Annotated in this window: 14 protein-coding genes; 3 read left to right on the top strand and 11 right to left on the bottom strand. The window is 64.4% G+C overall.

Going from position 1 to position 15,496, the window contains the following annotated elements:
- Nucleotides 1-130: 130 nt before the first annotated feature.
- The 3 genes from C1H69_RS19800 to C1H69_RS19790 form a co-directional block, all read right to left on the bottom strand.
- A complete protein-coding gene (locus C1H69_RS19800) occupies nt 131-2,149 on the bottom strand; it encodes a TRAP transporter permease (protein WP_102655106.1) in 2,019 nt (672 codons plus the stop codon).
- A gap of 30 nt (nt 2,150-2,179) precedes the next feature.
- The gene (locus tag C1H69_RS19795) at nt 2,180-2,671 is read right to left on the bottom strand and encodes a DUF1850 domain-containing protein (RefSeq protein ID WP_422666914.1); all 492 of its coding nucleotides are present in this window, start codon (nt 2,669-2,671) and stop codon (nt 2,180-2,182) included.
- An 82-nt stretch (nt 2,672-2,753) separates the two neighbouring features.
- Nucleotides 2,754-3,713 carry a TAXI family TRAP transporter solute-binding subunit gene (locus tag C1H69_RS19790; RefSeq protein WP_102655105.1) on the bottom strand — a complete coding sequence of 320 codons (960 nt, stop codon included), beginning with the start codon at nt 3,711-3,713 and terminating at the stop codon, nt 2,754-2,756.
- A 274-nt stretch (nt 3,714-3,987) separates the two neighbouring features.
- On the opposite strand from C1H69_RS19790, the gene C1H69_RS19785 reads away from it, so the two are divergent.
- Nucleotides 3,988-4,263: an XRE family transcriptional regulator gene (locus C1H69_RS19785; protein WP_102655104.1), complete on the top strand. Its 276-nt coding sequence runs from the start codon at nt 3,988-3,990 to the stop codon at nt 4,261-4,263.
- Nucleotides 4,264-4,386: 123 nt separating this feature from the next.
- On the opposite strand, the gene ilvD is transcribed toward C1H69_RS19785, so the two are convergent.
- Nucleotides 4,387-6,075: a dihydroxy-acid dehydratase gene (gene ilvD / locus C1H69_RS19780; protein ID WP_102655103.1), complete on the bottom strand. Its 1,689-nt coding sequence runs from the start codon at nt 6,073-6,075 to the stop codon at nt 4,387-4,389.
- Between the two features lie 180 nt (nt 6,076-6,255).
- Between ilvD and C1H69_RS19775 the strand changes: the two genes are divergently transcribed.
- Nucleotides 6,256-6,933: a hypothetical protein gene (locus C1H69_RS19775; protein WP_102655102.1), complete on the top strand. Its 678-nt coding sequence runs from the start codon at nt 6,256-6,258 to the stop codon at nt 6,931-6,933.
- A 24-nt stretch (nt 6,934-6,957) separates the two neighbouring features.
- Here the strand turns inward: C1H69_RS19775 and C1H69_RS19770 are convergent, their stop codons facing one another.
- Both C1H69_RS19770 and C1H69_RS19765 read right to left on the bottom strand, forming a co-directional pair.
- Nucleotides 6,958-7,548 (bottom strand): peroxidase-related enzyme, encoded by a 591-nt coding sequence (locus C1H69_RS19770; protein WP_102655101.1) that lies wholly within the window; start codon nt 7,546-7,548, stop codon nt 6,958-6,960.
- 223 nt (nt 7,549-7,771) lie between these two features.
- Nucleotides 7,772-9,271, bottom strand: a complete 1,500-nt coding sequence (locus C1H69_RS19765; protein WP_102655100.1) for a CoA-acylating methylmalonate-semialdehyde dehydrogenase — start codon at nt 9,269-9,271, stop codon at nt 7,772-7,774.
- A gap of 212 nt (nt 9,272-9,483) precedes the next feature.
- On the opposite strand from C1H69_RS19765, the gene C1H69_RS19760 reads away from it, so the two are divergent.
- The gene (locus C1H69_RS19760) at nt 9,484-10,425 is read left to right on the top strand and encodes a LysR family transcriptional regulator (RefSeq protein WP_102655099.1); all 942 of its coding nucleotides are present in this window, start codon (nt 9,484-9,486) and stop codon (nt 10,423-10,425) included.
- Between the two features lie 3 nt (nt 10,426-10,428).
- Here the strand turns inward: C1H69_RS19760 and C1H69_RS19755 are convergent, their stop codons facing one another.
- Genes C1H69_RS19755 through C1H69_RS19735 form a run of 5 tightly spaced genes read right to left on the bottom strand, consistent with a single transcriptional unit; the run spans nt 10,429 to nt 15,378 of the window.
- A complete protein-coding gene (locus tag C1H69_RS19755) occupies nt 10,429-11,841 on the bottom strand; it encodes an FAD-dependent oxidoreductase (RefSeq protein ID WP_102655098.1) in 1,413 nt (470 codons plus the stop codon).
- A complete protein-coding gene (locus C1H69_RS19750; protein WP_102655097.1) occupies nt 11,841-12,779 on the bottom strand; it encodes a polysaccharide deacetylase family protein in 939 nt (312 codons plus the stop codon). The genes C1H69_RS19755 and C1H69_RS19750 overlap by 1 nt, the downstream gene beginning before the upstream one ends.
- Nucleotides 12,780-12,783: 4 nt before the next feature.
- A complete protein-coding gene (locus C1H69_RS19745) occupies nt 12,784-13,734 on the bottom strand; it encodes a polysaccharide deacetylase family protein (RefSeq protein WP_102655096.1) in 951 nt (316 codons plus the stop codon).
- A 35-nt stretch (nt 13,735-13,769) separates the two neighbouring features.
- Nucleotides 13,770-14,444 (bottom strand): isochorismatase family protein, encoded by a 675-nt coding sequence (locus C1H69_RS19740; protein ID WP_102655095.1) that lies wholly within the window; start codon nt 14,442-14,444, stop codon nt 13,770-13,772.
- A 55-nt stretch (nt 14,445-14,499) separates the two neighbouring features.
- A complete protein-coding gene (locus tag C1H69_RS19735; protein ID WP_102655094.1) occupies nt 14,500-15,378 on the bottom strand; it encodes an isocitrate lyase/PEP mutase family protein in 879 nt (292 codons plus the stop codon).
- Nucleotides 15,379-15,496: the final 118 nt, after the last annotated feature.

Genomic DNA, 15,496 nt, shown 5'->3' with positions numbered 1-15,496 from the left:
CGCAGCATACCGCCATAACCCGGATGATGAAAGCGACACGTCCGGATACGCATGTACCCGTGCCGCCGCCCCGGGACGAGAACGCCTGGCTGCCAAGGCAGCCAGGCGTCGATGGAAGTGATTCATATCCTCACATCGGGTCCGTTATCTCACTGCCATGGCGACGACAGCTGACCCAGTTGATCGCCAGAACGACCACGATGGCCAGGAACCCCGCCATTTCGGTATACGGGCTGGGGAAGAACACCCCGACCGTCCCCGCCGCCAGAATCAAACGGGAGAGGATGTTCATGCGTGTGAACAGATACCCTTCCAGGCAGGCAGCAAACGCCAGCAAGGCCGCCATCGCGATCACGCCATTCCAGACGACCACCGGCACCGGCCCGCCGATGATGATCTCGGGGTTGTAGACCATGAACAGCGGGATCAGGTAGAGCCCCTTGGCAAATTTCCACGCCTGGAAGCTGGTAGCCATCGGCTTGCTGCCCGCTATCGCGGCGCCAGCGAAGCCGGCCAGCGCTATCGGTGGTGTCACGTTGGAGTCCTGGGAGTACCAGAAGACCACCAGATGCGCGATCAGCAGCGGAATGCCGAATTCGGCGGTCAGCGCAGGACCAACCAGCACGATCAGCACGATATAGCTGGCGGTGACCGGCAGGCCCATGCCCAGTATCAGGCTGGCCAGCACCACCATCAGCAGCGCCAGCAGCAGGTTACCGCCAGAGAAGGCCATCATCATCGATGAGAACTTGAGGCCAAGGCCGGTCAAGCCCACCACACCGACGATGATACCGGCCACGGCACAGGCCATGGAGACCGCCACGGCATTGCGCGCGCCAAGCTCGAGCCCCTGGACCAGCTTGACCAGCCCGGCCCAGATCATGCGCCTGGTGCTGGCAAAGGTCACCGCCTGGCCCTGCCGTGGCGCGATGAAGAAGAACCACAGCGCATAGCGCAGCACCGCCACGGCGACCATGGTCACCACGGCGTAGTAGCCCACCCGCATCGGGGACATATGCATCATCAGCAGCCACACCAGCACACCCAGCGGCAGCAGGAAGTGCCAGCCGTCGCGCATCACCTGGCGCATCTGCGGCAGTTCGCTCCTGGTCATGCCTTGCATGCCCTGCTTGAGCGCGATGATGTGGACGAACAGGTAGACGGTGGCGAAGTACATGATGGCCGGCAGGATGCTGATCTTGACGATCTCGATGTACGGCGTGTTGGTATATTCGGCAATCAGGAAGGCGCCTGCCCCCATCAGGGGGGGCATGATCTGCCCGCCGGTGGATGCCGCAGCCTCGATGCCGCCGGCCTGGTGGGACTTGTAGCCCAGCCTCTTCATCAGCGGGATGGTGAAGGCCCCCGTGGTCACCACGTTGGCGATGGCGCTGCCCGAGATCGACCCCATACCCGCCGAGGCCAGCACGGCCGCCTTGGCCGGGCCACCCCGCTGGCGCCCGGTGGCAGCATAGGCCATGTCAATGAAGAACTTGCCGGCCCCGGTGCATTCGAGAAAGGCGCCGAACAGTACGAAGATGAAGATATAGGTGGCCGCCACACCCAGCGGCAGGCCGAAGATGCCCTCCTGTCCCAGGTAGAGCTGTCCCATGACCCGGTCCAGGCCGTAGCCGCGGTGTTCGAGAATTCCCGGCATCCACTGGCCAAGCCAGGGCAACTCGCCGCGCGGGCCGGCAAAGGCATAGAGAATGGCGATGGCGCCGATCACCGTCATGCCGAAGCCCACGGCACGGCGACTCGCCTCGAGCACGGTCACCACCGCGATACAGGCGACCACGATATCGGTCTGGTTCCAGAAACCGGCCCGGGAGATGATCTCATCGAGATAGAAGAGCAGATACCCACCGGTAATCATGGCCCCGACGAAGAACACCAGGTCGATGATACCGCCTGCCACCCCGCGCTTGCGGTTGGGGCCGAAGGCCGGGAACATCAGGAAAGCCAGCATCATGATCAGCGCCAGGTGAATACTGCGCTGATAGAAAAGCCCTAGCGGTTGAATACCCGCCGAATAGAGTTGAAACAGGGAAAGCCCCACCGCCACGATGGTAATCAACCACAGAACGAATCGGGGCTGAATGGCGTTACCGCCCGGCACCACCACCGGTGGGTTTATGGACTCGCTCATGAATTCCTCGTCAGACGTCGTCTGGCTTGCTCAGGTATCGAGCTTGGTTAGTTGGATGGTGACCCGCTGACCGGCTGCCTGCTCGCTCAAGCTGAAACGATGTGCTTCGTCGCCAAGTTGCCACAGCAGTCGATGATCGACCTCGCGAGAGCCTACACGAAGCACATAGCGATTACCGGGCACGGGCTCGTTGATGTTCTCGATCCAGTAGCCACCCTCCCCGTCGGAGACCTGTTCGCCGCGCCCCGGTGTGTGGCCAAGCCCCGCGGCAAAATCCGGCTGATGGCTACGCTCGAGTTCCATGTTGCCGGCGTGATGGCGGTAGCAATCAAGCACGGTGAACTGCTTGACCGAATGGTTCCACCCCAGACACCAGCGCGCCCCTTCGGCCATCGCGACCTGAACAAGCACCTCGCCGTCCTCGGCCAGCACTTCGAGCCGAGTGCCACTGCCCGACGACGCCAATGCACTGTCCGATAGACAGCCGCTGACGAACAGCACACACGGCAGCAGGGCGAACAACGTGGTTCGCCCTGCTGCCAGGTACTTCTGCGCCGCACGATGCAACACGGTCAACCCGCTGACATCACTCGCTTGACCGATATCACGGACGCAGGTCGTCCGGAATATCGGCCTCGATTTCCTCGAAGTAGCGGATGGCACCGGGATGCAGCGGCACCGGGGTGGACTCCATGGTGAATTCCACGGTGGTGTCGTTGGCCGCCGGGTGCACGGCGATCAGGTCGTCGGTGCGCTCGAACAGCAGCTTGGTCAGCTCATAGGCCAGCTCTTCATCCATATCGGAGTTGACGACCAGCACGTTGGGAATGCTGATGGTCTGTACCGCCTCGTCCATGCCGTCGTACATGCCGGCACGTAGTTCATAGGCGGCAAATACCGGCTCTTCTTCCCGAGCGTTGTCGATCTCCTCGTCGGAGAAGCCGATCAGACGAATGTCGCGGGTCGCGGCCAGGTTGAGGATGGAACTGGTGGGCGGCCCCACGCTCCAGAAACCGGCATCGATGTCGCCGTCACGAATGGCATCGGCGGTTTCGTTGAAGTTCAGGCGCTGGGGCGTGAAATCCTCATAGGTGATGCCGTTGGCTTCCAGCAGGGCGCGGGCGTTCAGCTCGGTGCCGCTACCGGGAGCACCGACGGAAACACGCTTGCCCTTGAGGTCTTCCAGCGACTGGACGTCGGAGTCGGCCAGGACGACCAGTTGCACGGCATTGGGATAGACCGAAGCCAGAGCGCGGGTATTCTCGATCTGACGGCCTTCGAAATCACCGCTGCCGGACCAGGCCTGGTAGGCGGTATCGGCCAGCACCAGGGCCAGGTCGGCGTCACCGCGCATGATCAGGCCCATATTCTCCACCGAGGCACCCGTGACTTCCGCGGTCGCGCTGGCGCCCTCGATATGCTCGTTGATCATCTCGGCGAAACCGCCACCGATCGGATAGTACACACCACCCGTACCACCAGTGGCGATAGAGAGCTGCTGGGCGACAGCCAGCGGGGCCGCGGCCAGTAGCGAAGCTGCTACTGCATACTTGAGAGCGCGCATGGAACTCCTCCGTCCTGAGAGCCGGACTGTTTGTGATTGTGAACTCGTCTTCTTGACCATGCCTGGCAAACCCAGACACACCAGAAAGCTAGCATGGCCCCACACCGGGGGGCCACTTCATACTTTCTACGTTCGGGCAAAGTTTCGGAATTCCACAAAGGTCGGGCCCCCATGCCGCCGGCGCACCGCCACTTGCAAAACCCGCAAATCGATACTGGCAAAAACCCGAAAAAGCCCCCATGATGTACCTGTCGCAATCGCCCTATGGAGCATCATGAGTACGGCATATCGCACGACAAGCGCGGATCTCGACCCCCCGCGAAGTTGCCCTGGCCTCGATGTCAGGGATCTGGAAAAACGTACACGCCTCATGCGCATCGTGACCCGGCTGATCGCCGTGTCGGACCTGGGTTGCCGCGAGATCGCTCGCCGAGCCGGACTACCGACACAGAAGATCAGTGACCTGCTGGCCGGGCGCCTGGAGCACCTCTCGCTGGATGAACTGCAGCTTCTCTACCGCACCATCGATCCGGAAGGCGCCCCGCACTAGCTTCCGCGACACACCGGACCCATACCGAACGCCTCGTCCATGGGACGGGGCGCTTTCTTCCTGTCTTTCTTTCTGACTTTACCGGCAATGGCTGTTCATACCAAAGCCGGGCCGCCCAGCGCCTCACTCCGCCAGGTCGGTCACCGCGCCGGTGCTGGCCGAGCTGACCGTGCGGGCGTACTTGGACAGCACCCCTCGGGTATAGCGCGGTGCCGGCTGCCGCCAGCCTGCTCGACGCTGCGCTAACGCCTCTTCGCTCAGCGCCACCTCGATGGTATCGGCCTCGGCATCGATGGTGATCGTGTCGCCATCCTCCACCAGTGCCAGCGGGCCCCCGTCGAAGGCCTCGGGCGTCACGTGGCCCACCACGAAGCCATGGCTGCCGCCGGAGAAGCGGCCATCGGTGATCAGCGCCACGTCGTTGCCGAGCCCGCGTCCCATGATCGCCGAGGTGGGAGTCAGCATCTCGCGCATGCCGGGCCCGCCCTTCGGCCCCTCGTAGCGGATCACCACCACGTCGCCGGCCACCACGCCGCCGTCGTTGATGCGTGCCTGGGCCTCCTCTTCGGAGCCGAACACCCGCGCCGTGCCGGAGAAGCGGGTGCCCTCCTTGCCGGTGATCTTGGCCACCGCCCCTTCCGGCGCCAGGTTGCCATACAGAATCCGCAGGTGGCTCTCGGCCTTCAAGGGCTTGTCCAGCGGCGCGATGATCTTCTGTCCCTCCGGGTAATCGGCGACCCCGGCCAGGTTCTCGGCAAGGGTCCGCCCCGTTACCGTCAGGCAGTCGCCATGGAGCAGCCCGGCATCCAGCAACCGCTTCATCAGCGGCTGGATGCCTCCGATCTCGACCAGTTCGCTCATCATGTAATGCCCGCTGGGTCGCAGGTCGGCGAGCACCGGCACGCGCTTGCCAATGTCGGTGAAATCCGCAAGGCCAAGCCCCACCCCAACCGTGTTGGCCATGGCGATCAGGTGCAGCACGGCGTTGGTGGAACCGCCGAGAGCGATCACCACGGTGATGGCATTCTCGAAAGCCCGCCGGGTCATGATGTCCGAGGGCTTGATGTCACGCGCGAGCAGTTCGAGCACGGCGGCCCCGGCCGCTTCGCAGTCATCGTGCTTGGCCTGGGAGACGGCGTTCTGGGCCGAACTGCCCGGCAGGCTCATGCCCAGCGCCTCGATGGCCGATGCCATGGTATTGGCGGTGTACATGCCACCGCAGGAGCCGGGGCCGGGGATCGCCGTCTCCTCGATCTGCTTGAGCTCGATCAGGTCGATATCACCACGGCTATGGGCGCCCATGGCCTCGAACACCGACACGATGTCGGTGTGGCCCTTGCCGGGCAGGATGGTGCCGCCGTAGACGAACACGCCGGGACGGTTCAGCCGGGCCAGGCCCATCAGGCAACCCGGCATGTTCTTGTCGCAGCCACCGATGGCCACCAGCCCGTCGAAGCCCTCGCAGCCGGCCACCGTCTCGATGGAGTCGGCGATCACTTCCCGCGACACCAACGAGTACTTCATGCCCTCGGTGCCGTTGGCGATACCGTCGGAGATGGTGATGGTGTTGAAGATGACGCCCTTGCCACCGGCCGCATCGGCACCATTGCTGGCGGCCTCGGCCAAGCCGTTGATATGGCTGTTGCAGGGGGTGAGGTTGCTCCAGGTCGAGGCGATGCCCACCTGGGGCTTCGTGAAGTCTTCGTCACTGAAGCCCACGGCACGCAGCATGGCACGGCCGGCGGACTTGCCGACACCATCCACCACCGCGGCGGAATGGCGGCGACGGGGGTCTTCGGGCGTATCGCTCATGGTGGACTCCTCTGTAGATCGATCAGGGTGATCTACAGAGGGTGATCTCCCGAAGCCGGCATGGCAACACCTTGGCCAGACAACCCTTCCATCAAAAAATGCTGATAGGCATACTGGACAACTGGCTGTCGCCTTGCCACGACACAGCTGTAGCCTTGACGGGACACCGAGAACGAACCAATGACTTATAACGAAGCCAAGGAACACGCCCCCGGGCGGCTGCACGCCATCTTCGCCGACCCCTACACCGCTTTCGACAACCAGGTGATCGAACGGCAGCTGCACCTGCGGGTCGCCATCGATGTCCTGTTGCTGCAGCCCATGGCCAGAGGTCGACTCACGCTGAGAGTGATACATGGTTGGGAAAATGGTGGCTTCGAGCCAGCCGACCTGAAGCACAGCGACCGCCCCATCGGCTCACTGGAAGATCTCCGCCGGGTGACCGAGCACTATCGACAAGCCTTCGAAGCCCTGGAACCGCCTCCCCGGGACGAAACATCGCTGTTGGCCGAGCCCCTGGCCAACGCCATCGACGCCGCCGAAGCCAAGGGCCAGGCGGTGGATGAAGAGACCCGCACCATCCCCGCCCGCTGGCCTGCCTTCGAACATGGCCTCGCCCTCTACACCTTCTTCAAGGTCTATCACCGCCTGACCTATGGCGAAGACGACACCTACCGCTCGGCCCACTGCCTGACCCCGGACGGAGTTCGCGAGATTCATGAATTCCACTTGGAAGAAGGTGAATTCGCCGTGGCTGCACCGGCCGAAGGCTCAACGGACGATACGGTGCTGATCCTGCACAAAAGCCAGCTGAAGCCGGTGTTGCAGTTGCTGGAAGGGCGTCAGGCAAACGCCTGAGCCTGGTTTACGCTATCGCACCAGTTATTTCTTCTCCCTTGGCACGCGCCCCATCAGGTAGAACTCTTCGTTGGGCGGGGTGCCGGTCAGCGTGACCAGGCGATTGGAAAGCCCGAAGAAGGCGGTGATGGCGCCGATGTCCCAGATGTCGTCCTGGGTGAAGCCGACCCCGAGCAGCCGGGCCTGCCATTCGTCGGTGAGCTCGCCCACGTCCAGCCCGCAGTGGAAGGCGAAGTCGAGCATGAGCCGGTGGCGCTCGCCCAACGGGGCCGTGCGGTGGTTGACGGCGACCTGGTCGGCCAGCAGCGGGTCCCTGCTGTAGATGCGCACCAGGGCGCCGTGGGCCACCACGCAGTAGAGGCAATGATTGCGGGCGCTGGTGGCCACCACGATCATCTCTTTCTCGGCCTTGGTCAGCGTGTCCGACTCCCTCTCCATCAGCGCGTCATGGTAGGCGAAGAAAGCGCGGAACTCGGCCGGGCGGTGGGCCAGCATCAGGAACACGTTGGGCACGAAGCCCGCCTTCTCCTGCACCGCCAGCATGGCATCACGGATATCCTCGGGCAGGTCCTGGATCGATTCGGGAATCGGGAAGCGGCTGATGGGGGCGGGCATGGCTGGGCTCCTGGAAATCTTGTCGATATCGGTCGCGAAAAGCCCAGTTAACGTCAACGTCAAGCCATTGTCCATGCTCCTTCCCGCCGAGGCATTTCGAGAGTCGGGCCTTTTCAAGCAGGGCGCGGGAGATGACACGATCGCGGCCACAGGCCATGGTCAAGGTCGTCAACGCAAGCGACCCCGCCGGAAGGCGGGGTCGCGCTCGAAGCACTGGCTTCGATCAGCTCAGCGAGATGGTACTGTTGATGCCGCTGGAGACGTTCTCCGGCTCGAACCAGCGCGCGGTGACGGTCTTGGTCTGGGTCCAGAAGGCGATCGCCTGCTTGCCGTTGGGGCCCAGGTCGCCCAGCTTGGAACCGCGCGAGCCCGTGAAGCTGAAGTAGGCCACGGGCACCGGGATCGGCACGTTGATGCCCACTTGCCCGACGTCGATATCGCTCTCGAAGCGACGCGCCACCCAGCCGGAATTGGTGAAGATCGAGGTGCCGTTGCCGTTGGGGTTGGCGTTGATGAACTCGATCGCCTCGTCCAGGGTGTCGACGCCGACCACGCAGAGTACCGGGCCGAAGATCTCTTCCCGGTAGATGGTCATGTCGGCTTTCACATCGGCAAAGACGGTGGGGCCGACGAAGTTGCCGTCCGGGTAGCCCTCTACCTGGCAGCCACGGCCGTCGATCACCAGCTTGGCACCTTCCTGCTCACCGGCATCGATCAGGCGCACCACGCGATCGCGGGCAGCCCGGGAAACCAGCGGGCCGAGATCGGCATCACGCTGGGTGCCGGGCCCGACCTTCATGTTGCGCGCCCCTTCGACGATGTCGTCGAGCCACGTCTTGGCCTCGCCCACCAGCACCACCACGGAGTTGGCCATGCAACGCTGTCCCGCGGCACCGAAGGCGGAACCCAGCAGGTTGTTGATCGCCTGGCTGCGGTTGGCATCGGGCATGACGACGCAATGGTTCTTGGCCCCCATCATCGACTGCACGCGCTTGCCCGCCTCGCCGGCACGGCGATAGATGTGCGTGCCCACGTTGGTGGAACCGATGAACGAGACCGCCTTGATGTCGGGGTGATCGCAGATCTGGTTGGCCACGTCCGGGCCGCCGTGCACCACGTTGAGCACCCCGGCCGGCACGCCGGCTTCGTGGGCCAGCTCGACCAGACGCATGGTGGAACTCGGGTCCTGCTCGGAGGGCTTGAGCACGAAGGTATTGCCGGTGGCGATGGCCAGCGGGAACATGAAGCACGGCAACATGATCGGGAAGTTGAAGGCGGTGATGCCGGCGCCCACGCCCAGCGGCTGGTTGAGGGTATAGACGTCCACTTCGTTGGCGGCGTTCTCGGCCAGCTCGCCCAGCTGCAGCGAGGTGATCGAGCAGGCGTGTTCCACCACTTCCAGGCCGCGGCCCACTTCGCCCTCGGCGTCGGGCAGGGTCTTGCCGTGTTCTTCGGTGATCAGCGCGGCCAGTTCGGCGGTATTGTCACGGATCAGCGCCTGCAGCTTGAGCATGATGCGCATGCGCTTGCCCAGCGGCACCTTGCGCCAGGTCTTGAAGGCCTCCTTGGCGCTGGCGACGGCGCGGTCGACCTCCTCGGCGGAGCAGAACGGTACCCGTGCCACCACCTCCTGGGTCGCCGGATTGACCACGTCGCGCCACTCCTGGCTGGTGGACGGGACGGGCTTGCCGTCGATGTACATCGGAATCTCGCGAACGGACATGATGCGTGCTCCTCTCTCGTATCTTTTGCTTGTCATTGTGATGGTGTGAGTCGAACGGCTGCCCGAGGGCAGGCATTAGACTTTATGTGTATAAATACACCAATAAGCGTGTCGTCGAGTCTATCCAGAGGTCGGATTGCCTGACAACGGGTACTCAGGCACATTGTTTGTGCATTACCGCACAACCATGCTGCGCCCCGGGAGGTTTCCTCATGCTCGACTGGCAGGACATTCAGATCTTTCTGGAAGTCGCCCGCAGCGAGCGCCTCACCGATGCCGCCCGACGCCTGGGGCTGGACCACTCCACCCTGTCACGGCGTACCCGGCGTTTCGAGCAGAAACTCAATACCCAGCTCTTCGAGCGTAGCACCCACGGCTACCATCTGACCGAAGCCGGACAGCAATTGCTGGCCCATGCCGAGGAAATGGCCCGCCATGCCTTCGAGGCCGACGAGAGCCTCACCGACAAGAACCATCAGCTCAGCGGCCAGATTCGCCTGGGGGTCACCGAAGGCTTCGGCACCTGGGTGATCGCACCGCTGCTCTCCGTGTTCTGTGAACGCCACCCCGGCATCACGCTGGACCTGCTGGCGCTGCCACGGGTGGTCAACCTGAGCCGCCATGAAGCGGACCTCGCCATTACCGTGGAGCGACCGGTCAGCCCCGGCATGGTAACGTCGCGGCTATGCGACTACCGCCTGCGGCTCTACGGCAGCCGCGGCTATCTCGAGCGCCACGGCACGCCATCGAGGCTCGCCGAACTCGGCCGGCACCGGCTGATCGGCTATGTGGACGACCTGATCTTCAGCGAGCAGCTCAACTACCTCGACCCACTGCTCGACCCCGCCGTGGTCGGGCAGCCAGGGCCACACTTCTCGATACGCAGCACCAGCGTGACCACCCAGCATGCCGCCGCCCTTCGCGGCGCCGGGCTCGCCGTGCTGCCCTGCTTCATGGCCAAGACCAGTGAGGGACTGGAAAGTGTTCTGGATGACGAGGTCGCCATCGTGCGCCAGTTCTGGATCACCGCACGTCAGGAGCAGCGGCGCCTGGCCCGAGTGCGGCTGCTGTGGGACTTCCTGCGCGAAGCGCTGGAGGCCAACCACGCCTTCCTCATGGGAGAAGCACGGAAATTGGTCATACCCGCGACTTGAAGTTCAGGCGGCGTCGCCCCGCAGCAATTGACGCGCCGCCTCGCGACCGGCAATGGCGCCCATCACCACGGCGCTGAGCAGGCCGTTGCCCGATAGATAGCCGCTGTCGTTCGACCCCGAGACGCCACGCGCCGCCCCACCGGCAGCGAACAGGTTGGGGAAGACGCCCCCCTCCTGCCCCATCACCCGTGCGCTGGTGTCTATCTCGAGGCCACCCTGGGTATGGAACAGCGCCCCGGTCACGCGAATGGCATAGTAGGGAGGTTCGAGCAGGGTCTCGGGCGAGAAACCGCGCCCGAAGGAATCGCCCCCGCCATCCTCGGCCAGCGCACGCATCTCGGTAAAGGTATCGCGCAGGGCATCCAGCGGCAGATCCAGCCCCTTCGACAGCGTTTCCAGGCTGTCGAAGGCTCGCACCGCTCCGGCGATGTGCGCGTTGCGGTAGTCCTCGAACTCCCGCGCCGTCTGATGGATACGGGCATCGAACAGGTTCCAGGCGACCTGGCCGGGCTGGGCCAGCACCTTGGCCGCCTGCTCCGAATAGCCGCCGTGCTCGTTGGAGAAGCGCCGCCCTTCCAGGTTGACCTGAATACCGCCACGCATCATCAGCGCCCAGCTGATCAGGGTCTGGTGCGGCGTGGCCAGAGAGCCATGTCCCTGACAGGCGCCAAGGTCCTTGAGGCTCACCCCCATGGCCTCGCCCCACAGCAGGGCGTCGCCCTGGTTGCCTTCATGGCCATGGTAGAGGGCATCCTTCAGCGACGGCAGGTAGCGCGCCACCAGTTCAGGATTACCGCCATAGCCGTTACAGGCCAGGATCAGCACGTCGCAGCCGATGCTCTCGCGGCTGCCGTCGGGGCGCTCCAGGGTGACCCCACGTACCCGTCGGGCGTCATCCACATGCAGGTCGATCACCCGCGCCCGGGTGAGAATATCGACGCCCGTCGTCTCGGCGGCCGTCAGCAGGCACCCCATCAGCTCCTCTCCGGTTCGCCGCGGCGTGGCATGCATGCGCATGCGGCTGTGGCCGGGGTAGAGAAAGCCATCGACCAGATCGAACGGCACGCCGTGGGTGTCGGCGAGCCACTCCACCACCCGCCCCGAGTAGTCAGTTAGCGCCTGCACGATGGCCGGATCGGCCTCGTGGCCGTTCTTGGCCTGGATATCGCTCGCCATCAGTCGGGGGGAGTCGTCCACGCGCTTCTCGGCCTGGAAGCGGGTTCCGGCGGCGGGAATGAAACCCGAGGACATGAAGGTACTGCCCCGGGGCAGCGCATCCCGCTCCAGCACCGCCAGTTCGATACCGCACTCCCGGGCGGCCAGCGCCGCCACCAGGCCGCAGGCTCCCGCGCCGATGATCAGCAGCGGCAGGTGCGCCTCGAAGGTATCGCCCTCGCGAAGGGCCACGATTCCCATCAGCGTGTCTCCCTCACGCCGGCGCTCTGGAAGGCATCGAGGATCTCGCCGGCCGGCGCCTGCCAGACCTCGTCATGGCCGGTGATATGAGCCAGCACCTCCTCGAGGCAGCCGATACGGTGGGGCTGCCCCACCAGCCAGGGGTGCAGGCTGAGCGCCAGCATGCGTCCGCCCTGCTCTTTCGACTCTTGCAGCAGGAAGTCGAAGGCATCCTGGACCTGCTCGACCCAGGAATCCTCCGAATGGAGGTTCTGGCACATCACGAACTGGTCCTCGATCTCGGTGGAGAGCGGCATCATGGCAAGCGGCCCGCTGTCCGTGGCGAAGGCGTAGGGCATGTCGTCGTTGACCCAGTCGGCACAGTAAGCGATGCCGTTCTCGGCCAGCAGGTCAGGCGTGTTCCAGCTCTGGGAGCGGGCCGGGCTGAGCCAGCCGCGAATGGGCTGTCCGGTAAGCCGGTGCAGGGTCTCCACCGAGCGCTTGACGATGGCGGCCTCCTCGTCGCGGCCCTGGCCGCCATGGTGGAGATGGTCCATGTTCCAGCCGTGGCAGAGGAACTCTCCACCCTGGGCCTTGAGGCGCTCCAGCAGGTAGGGCGTCTGCTCGGCCAACTGGGCGTTGATGGCGAAGGTGGGCCGCACCTCGAAGCGCTCGAAGGCTTCCAGCAGGCGATAGATACCCACCCGGTTGCCATAGTCGCGTAGCGAGTAGTGGCGCAGGTCCGGGTAGGGCATGGTCATGCCGTTGGGCACCTTGAAGGGCACCCCGCGCTGGTTCAGCGGATAGAACTGCAGGGAGACGTTGATCCACACCGCCAGGGACTTGCCGCCCGGCCACTGGACCGGCGGCCGCTTGGCCAGCATCGACCAGTCGTAGCGGTCGTGGTCGTAGCCGTGGCGACGCCAGGGATAGGTGAGGTAGTCCTGGTCGAGAGACATGGGCCTAGCTCCTCCTGGCCGCGGCGGCCCTGGCATCGATGTCGCGCAGGGCCTCGTCATAGTGGTGGTCGAGATAGTGCTGGGCGATCTCGCGGCCGGTCGCCACCCACACGTCGCCATGGCCGGTGATGTATTCCAGCGCTTCCTCGAAGGCCTTGATGCGGTGCGGGCAGCTGATCTGGTAATTGTGGGTGGGAATGCACATCACCGTGCCCGACTCGGCGCCTTCGGCGTAGAGCCGATCGAAATGACGCTTGAGCATCTTCAGGTAGTGGCGTGGCTCCACCCTGTTCACCGCGTAGACGATGGTGTCGTTCATCTCCAGCGAATAGGGCATGGAGACGAAGCGGCGTCCCGAACGCAGCCGGATCGGCGTGGGCTGATCATCGTGGAACAGGTCGCAGGTGTAGAGGCCGGCCTCGTCACCGAACAGCTCCTGCCCCACCTCGGCGAACAGATCCAGCGTCCGCTCCGAGTGGGAGAGCGCCGGCGCCAGGTAGCCGGCGCACTTCTGGCCGGTGTGACGGTGAATGGTCCCGATGCCGTCGCGAATCATCTCCCGCTCCTGGGCCTCGCTCATGCCATAGGTGTAGCGGGTGTTGTAGATACCATGGCTGAAGAACTCCCAGTCACGCTCGCGGCACATCTCGATGATCTCGGGATGGTGCTCGCACAGCGCCACCGACAGCGACACCGAGCCGCGAATGCCGTACTTGTCGAGCAGGGCCATCTGGCGCTGGTGACCGACCCGGTTGCCGTAGTCGCGAATGGCGTAGCCGGGCACCGACGGGTGCGGTGTCGGCCACGGCTTGCGCTGCGGGTTCAGGGGCGGATCGAGCTCGTAGTATTCGATGTTGGGGGCCACCCAGAAGGCGACCCGAGCGCCACCCGGCCAGGTGATCTTCGGGCGATTCTCGTAGGGCCAGTAGTCATAGGCGCCAAGCGTTTCCTTCATGTTGCACACTCCTCTTCCACTCGCGCGGCAGGTGGTCAAGCCCGCTCGGCGCTACGCGACTCGAGCCAGCTCAGCACGTCCGCCACCGGCATCACGTCGGCGTACTTGAGGTGCAGGTCGGTGAGGTTGGCATAGTGGTAGCTCTCGTGCTTGTCGGCCACGCACTCCATCGGAACGATGGTGCGATAGCCGCGAGAGAGGCTTTCCACCGCGGTGGCGCGGATGCAGCCGGAGGTGGAGCCGCCGGTGACGATCACCGTATCGACCTGATGCCACACCAGCAGCGACTGCAACGGGGTCTCGAAGAAGGCCGACGGCATCCGCTTGGTGTAGACGACGTCGCTCGGGTCGATCTCCGCCCGCTCGTCGAATTCGGCGCGCTCGGAGCCGTACTTGATGTTCTGCAGCGAGTCGGGGGTATCGGTGCGCGTGCCCCACACGCCCGCATCCTCGGCGGAGTCGAGGAAGGCCACGTGGGTCCATACCACCGGCCAGCCCAGTTGGCGGAACGAACGCGCCAGCCGGTTCACGTGGTCGAGCTGGTTGGGGTCGGTTTCGTAGGCGGTCTTGTAGAGGTCGGTACGGGTATAGGCCTTCTGGGGATCGACGTTGACCAGCACCGCCTTCCTGCCGAAGCCGAAGGGGACTCGCTGGGGGTTGGCCATGACCTCGTGAAAGAGCTCCTTGGCGGTCTTGTCGGTGGTGATCATGAAACATCTCCTGAGCGAAAACGGTTGAACGAAGCGTCAGCGGTTGACCACGACATCAATGGCTGCAATGGCCATCGTATTTCTGGCCCAGCTCCAGCATCGACGTTGTCCCGAGGTAGTCGTTGAGCTGCCGGAAGTCGAGCATGCGGTCACGGAAGGCGTCCGTGGTGCCATCGCGGCGCAGGGTAGCGAAGAACTGGCTGGCCATGTGGGTGACGGCACGCACCAGGGCACCCGGAAAGATCACCAGCGAGAAGCCCTGCGCCTGCAGCGCCTCGGCGTTCTGCAGCGGCGTATCGCCCCCTTCCACCATGTTGGCCATGATCGGCACCTGGCCGCGGAACTCCCCCATGATCCGCTCGATGTCGGTATCGCTGCGGATGCCTTCGATGAACAGCATGTCGACCCCGGCGTCGCGATAGGCCCGCGCCCGTTCCATGGCGCCGTCGGCGCCTTCCACCGCCAGGGCGTCGGTGCGGCCGATGATCAGGGTCCGGTCGCTTGCGCGGGCGTCCAGTGCCGCCTTCAGCTTTCCGACCATCTCGCCGGTGGGCACCAGGGTCTTGCCGCGCAGGTGGCCACAACGCTTGGGGTAGGTCTGGTCCTCGAGCTGGATCGCGTTGGCACCGGCTCGCTCCAGCATGCGCACGCTGCGCATGACGTTCATGGCATTGCCGAAGCCGGTATCGCAGTCCACCACGACGGAGAGGCCGGTGCGCTCACGGATGTGCGACATGGCATCGCTGATCTCGGTGAGGCTCAGCAGGCCGATATCGGGGCGCCCCAACTGGGTATAGGCGAGACTGGCACCGGAGAGATAGACGGTATCGAAGCCCGCCTGTTCGGCCAGCGAGGCGCCCAGGGCGTCATAGATGCCGGGTGCGACGACGATATCGGGGGCATTGAGCTGCGCTTTCAAACCGGAACGTGTCATGACAAGAGAATTCCTTGGATGTCGGTAAGTCGGTAGGGCTGCCGCATGGCCTCACGGGCCCGCCAGCGTCAGGTCACGACAGGCATGGGCTGTTCTCCGTCGGGTTGTTATCGTTATC

The sequence above is a fragment of the Billgrantia endophytica genome (assembly GCF_002879615.1).
Classification (GTDB): domain Bacteria; phylum Pseudomonadota; class Gammaproteobacteria; order Pseudomonadales; family Halomonadaceae; genus Halomonas; species Halomonas endophytica.
This window is presented reverse-complemented; position numbering and strand designations above follow the sequence as displayed.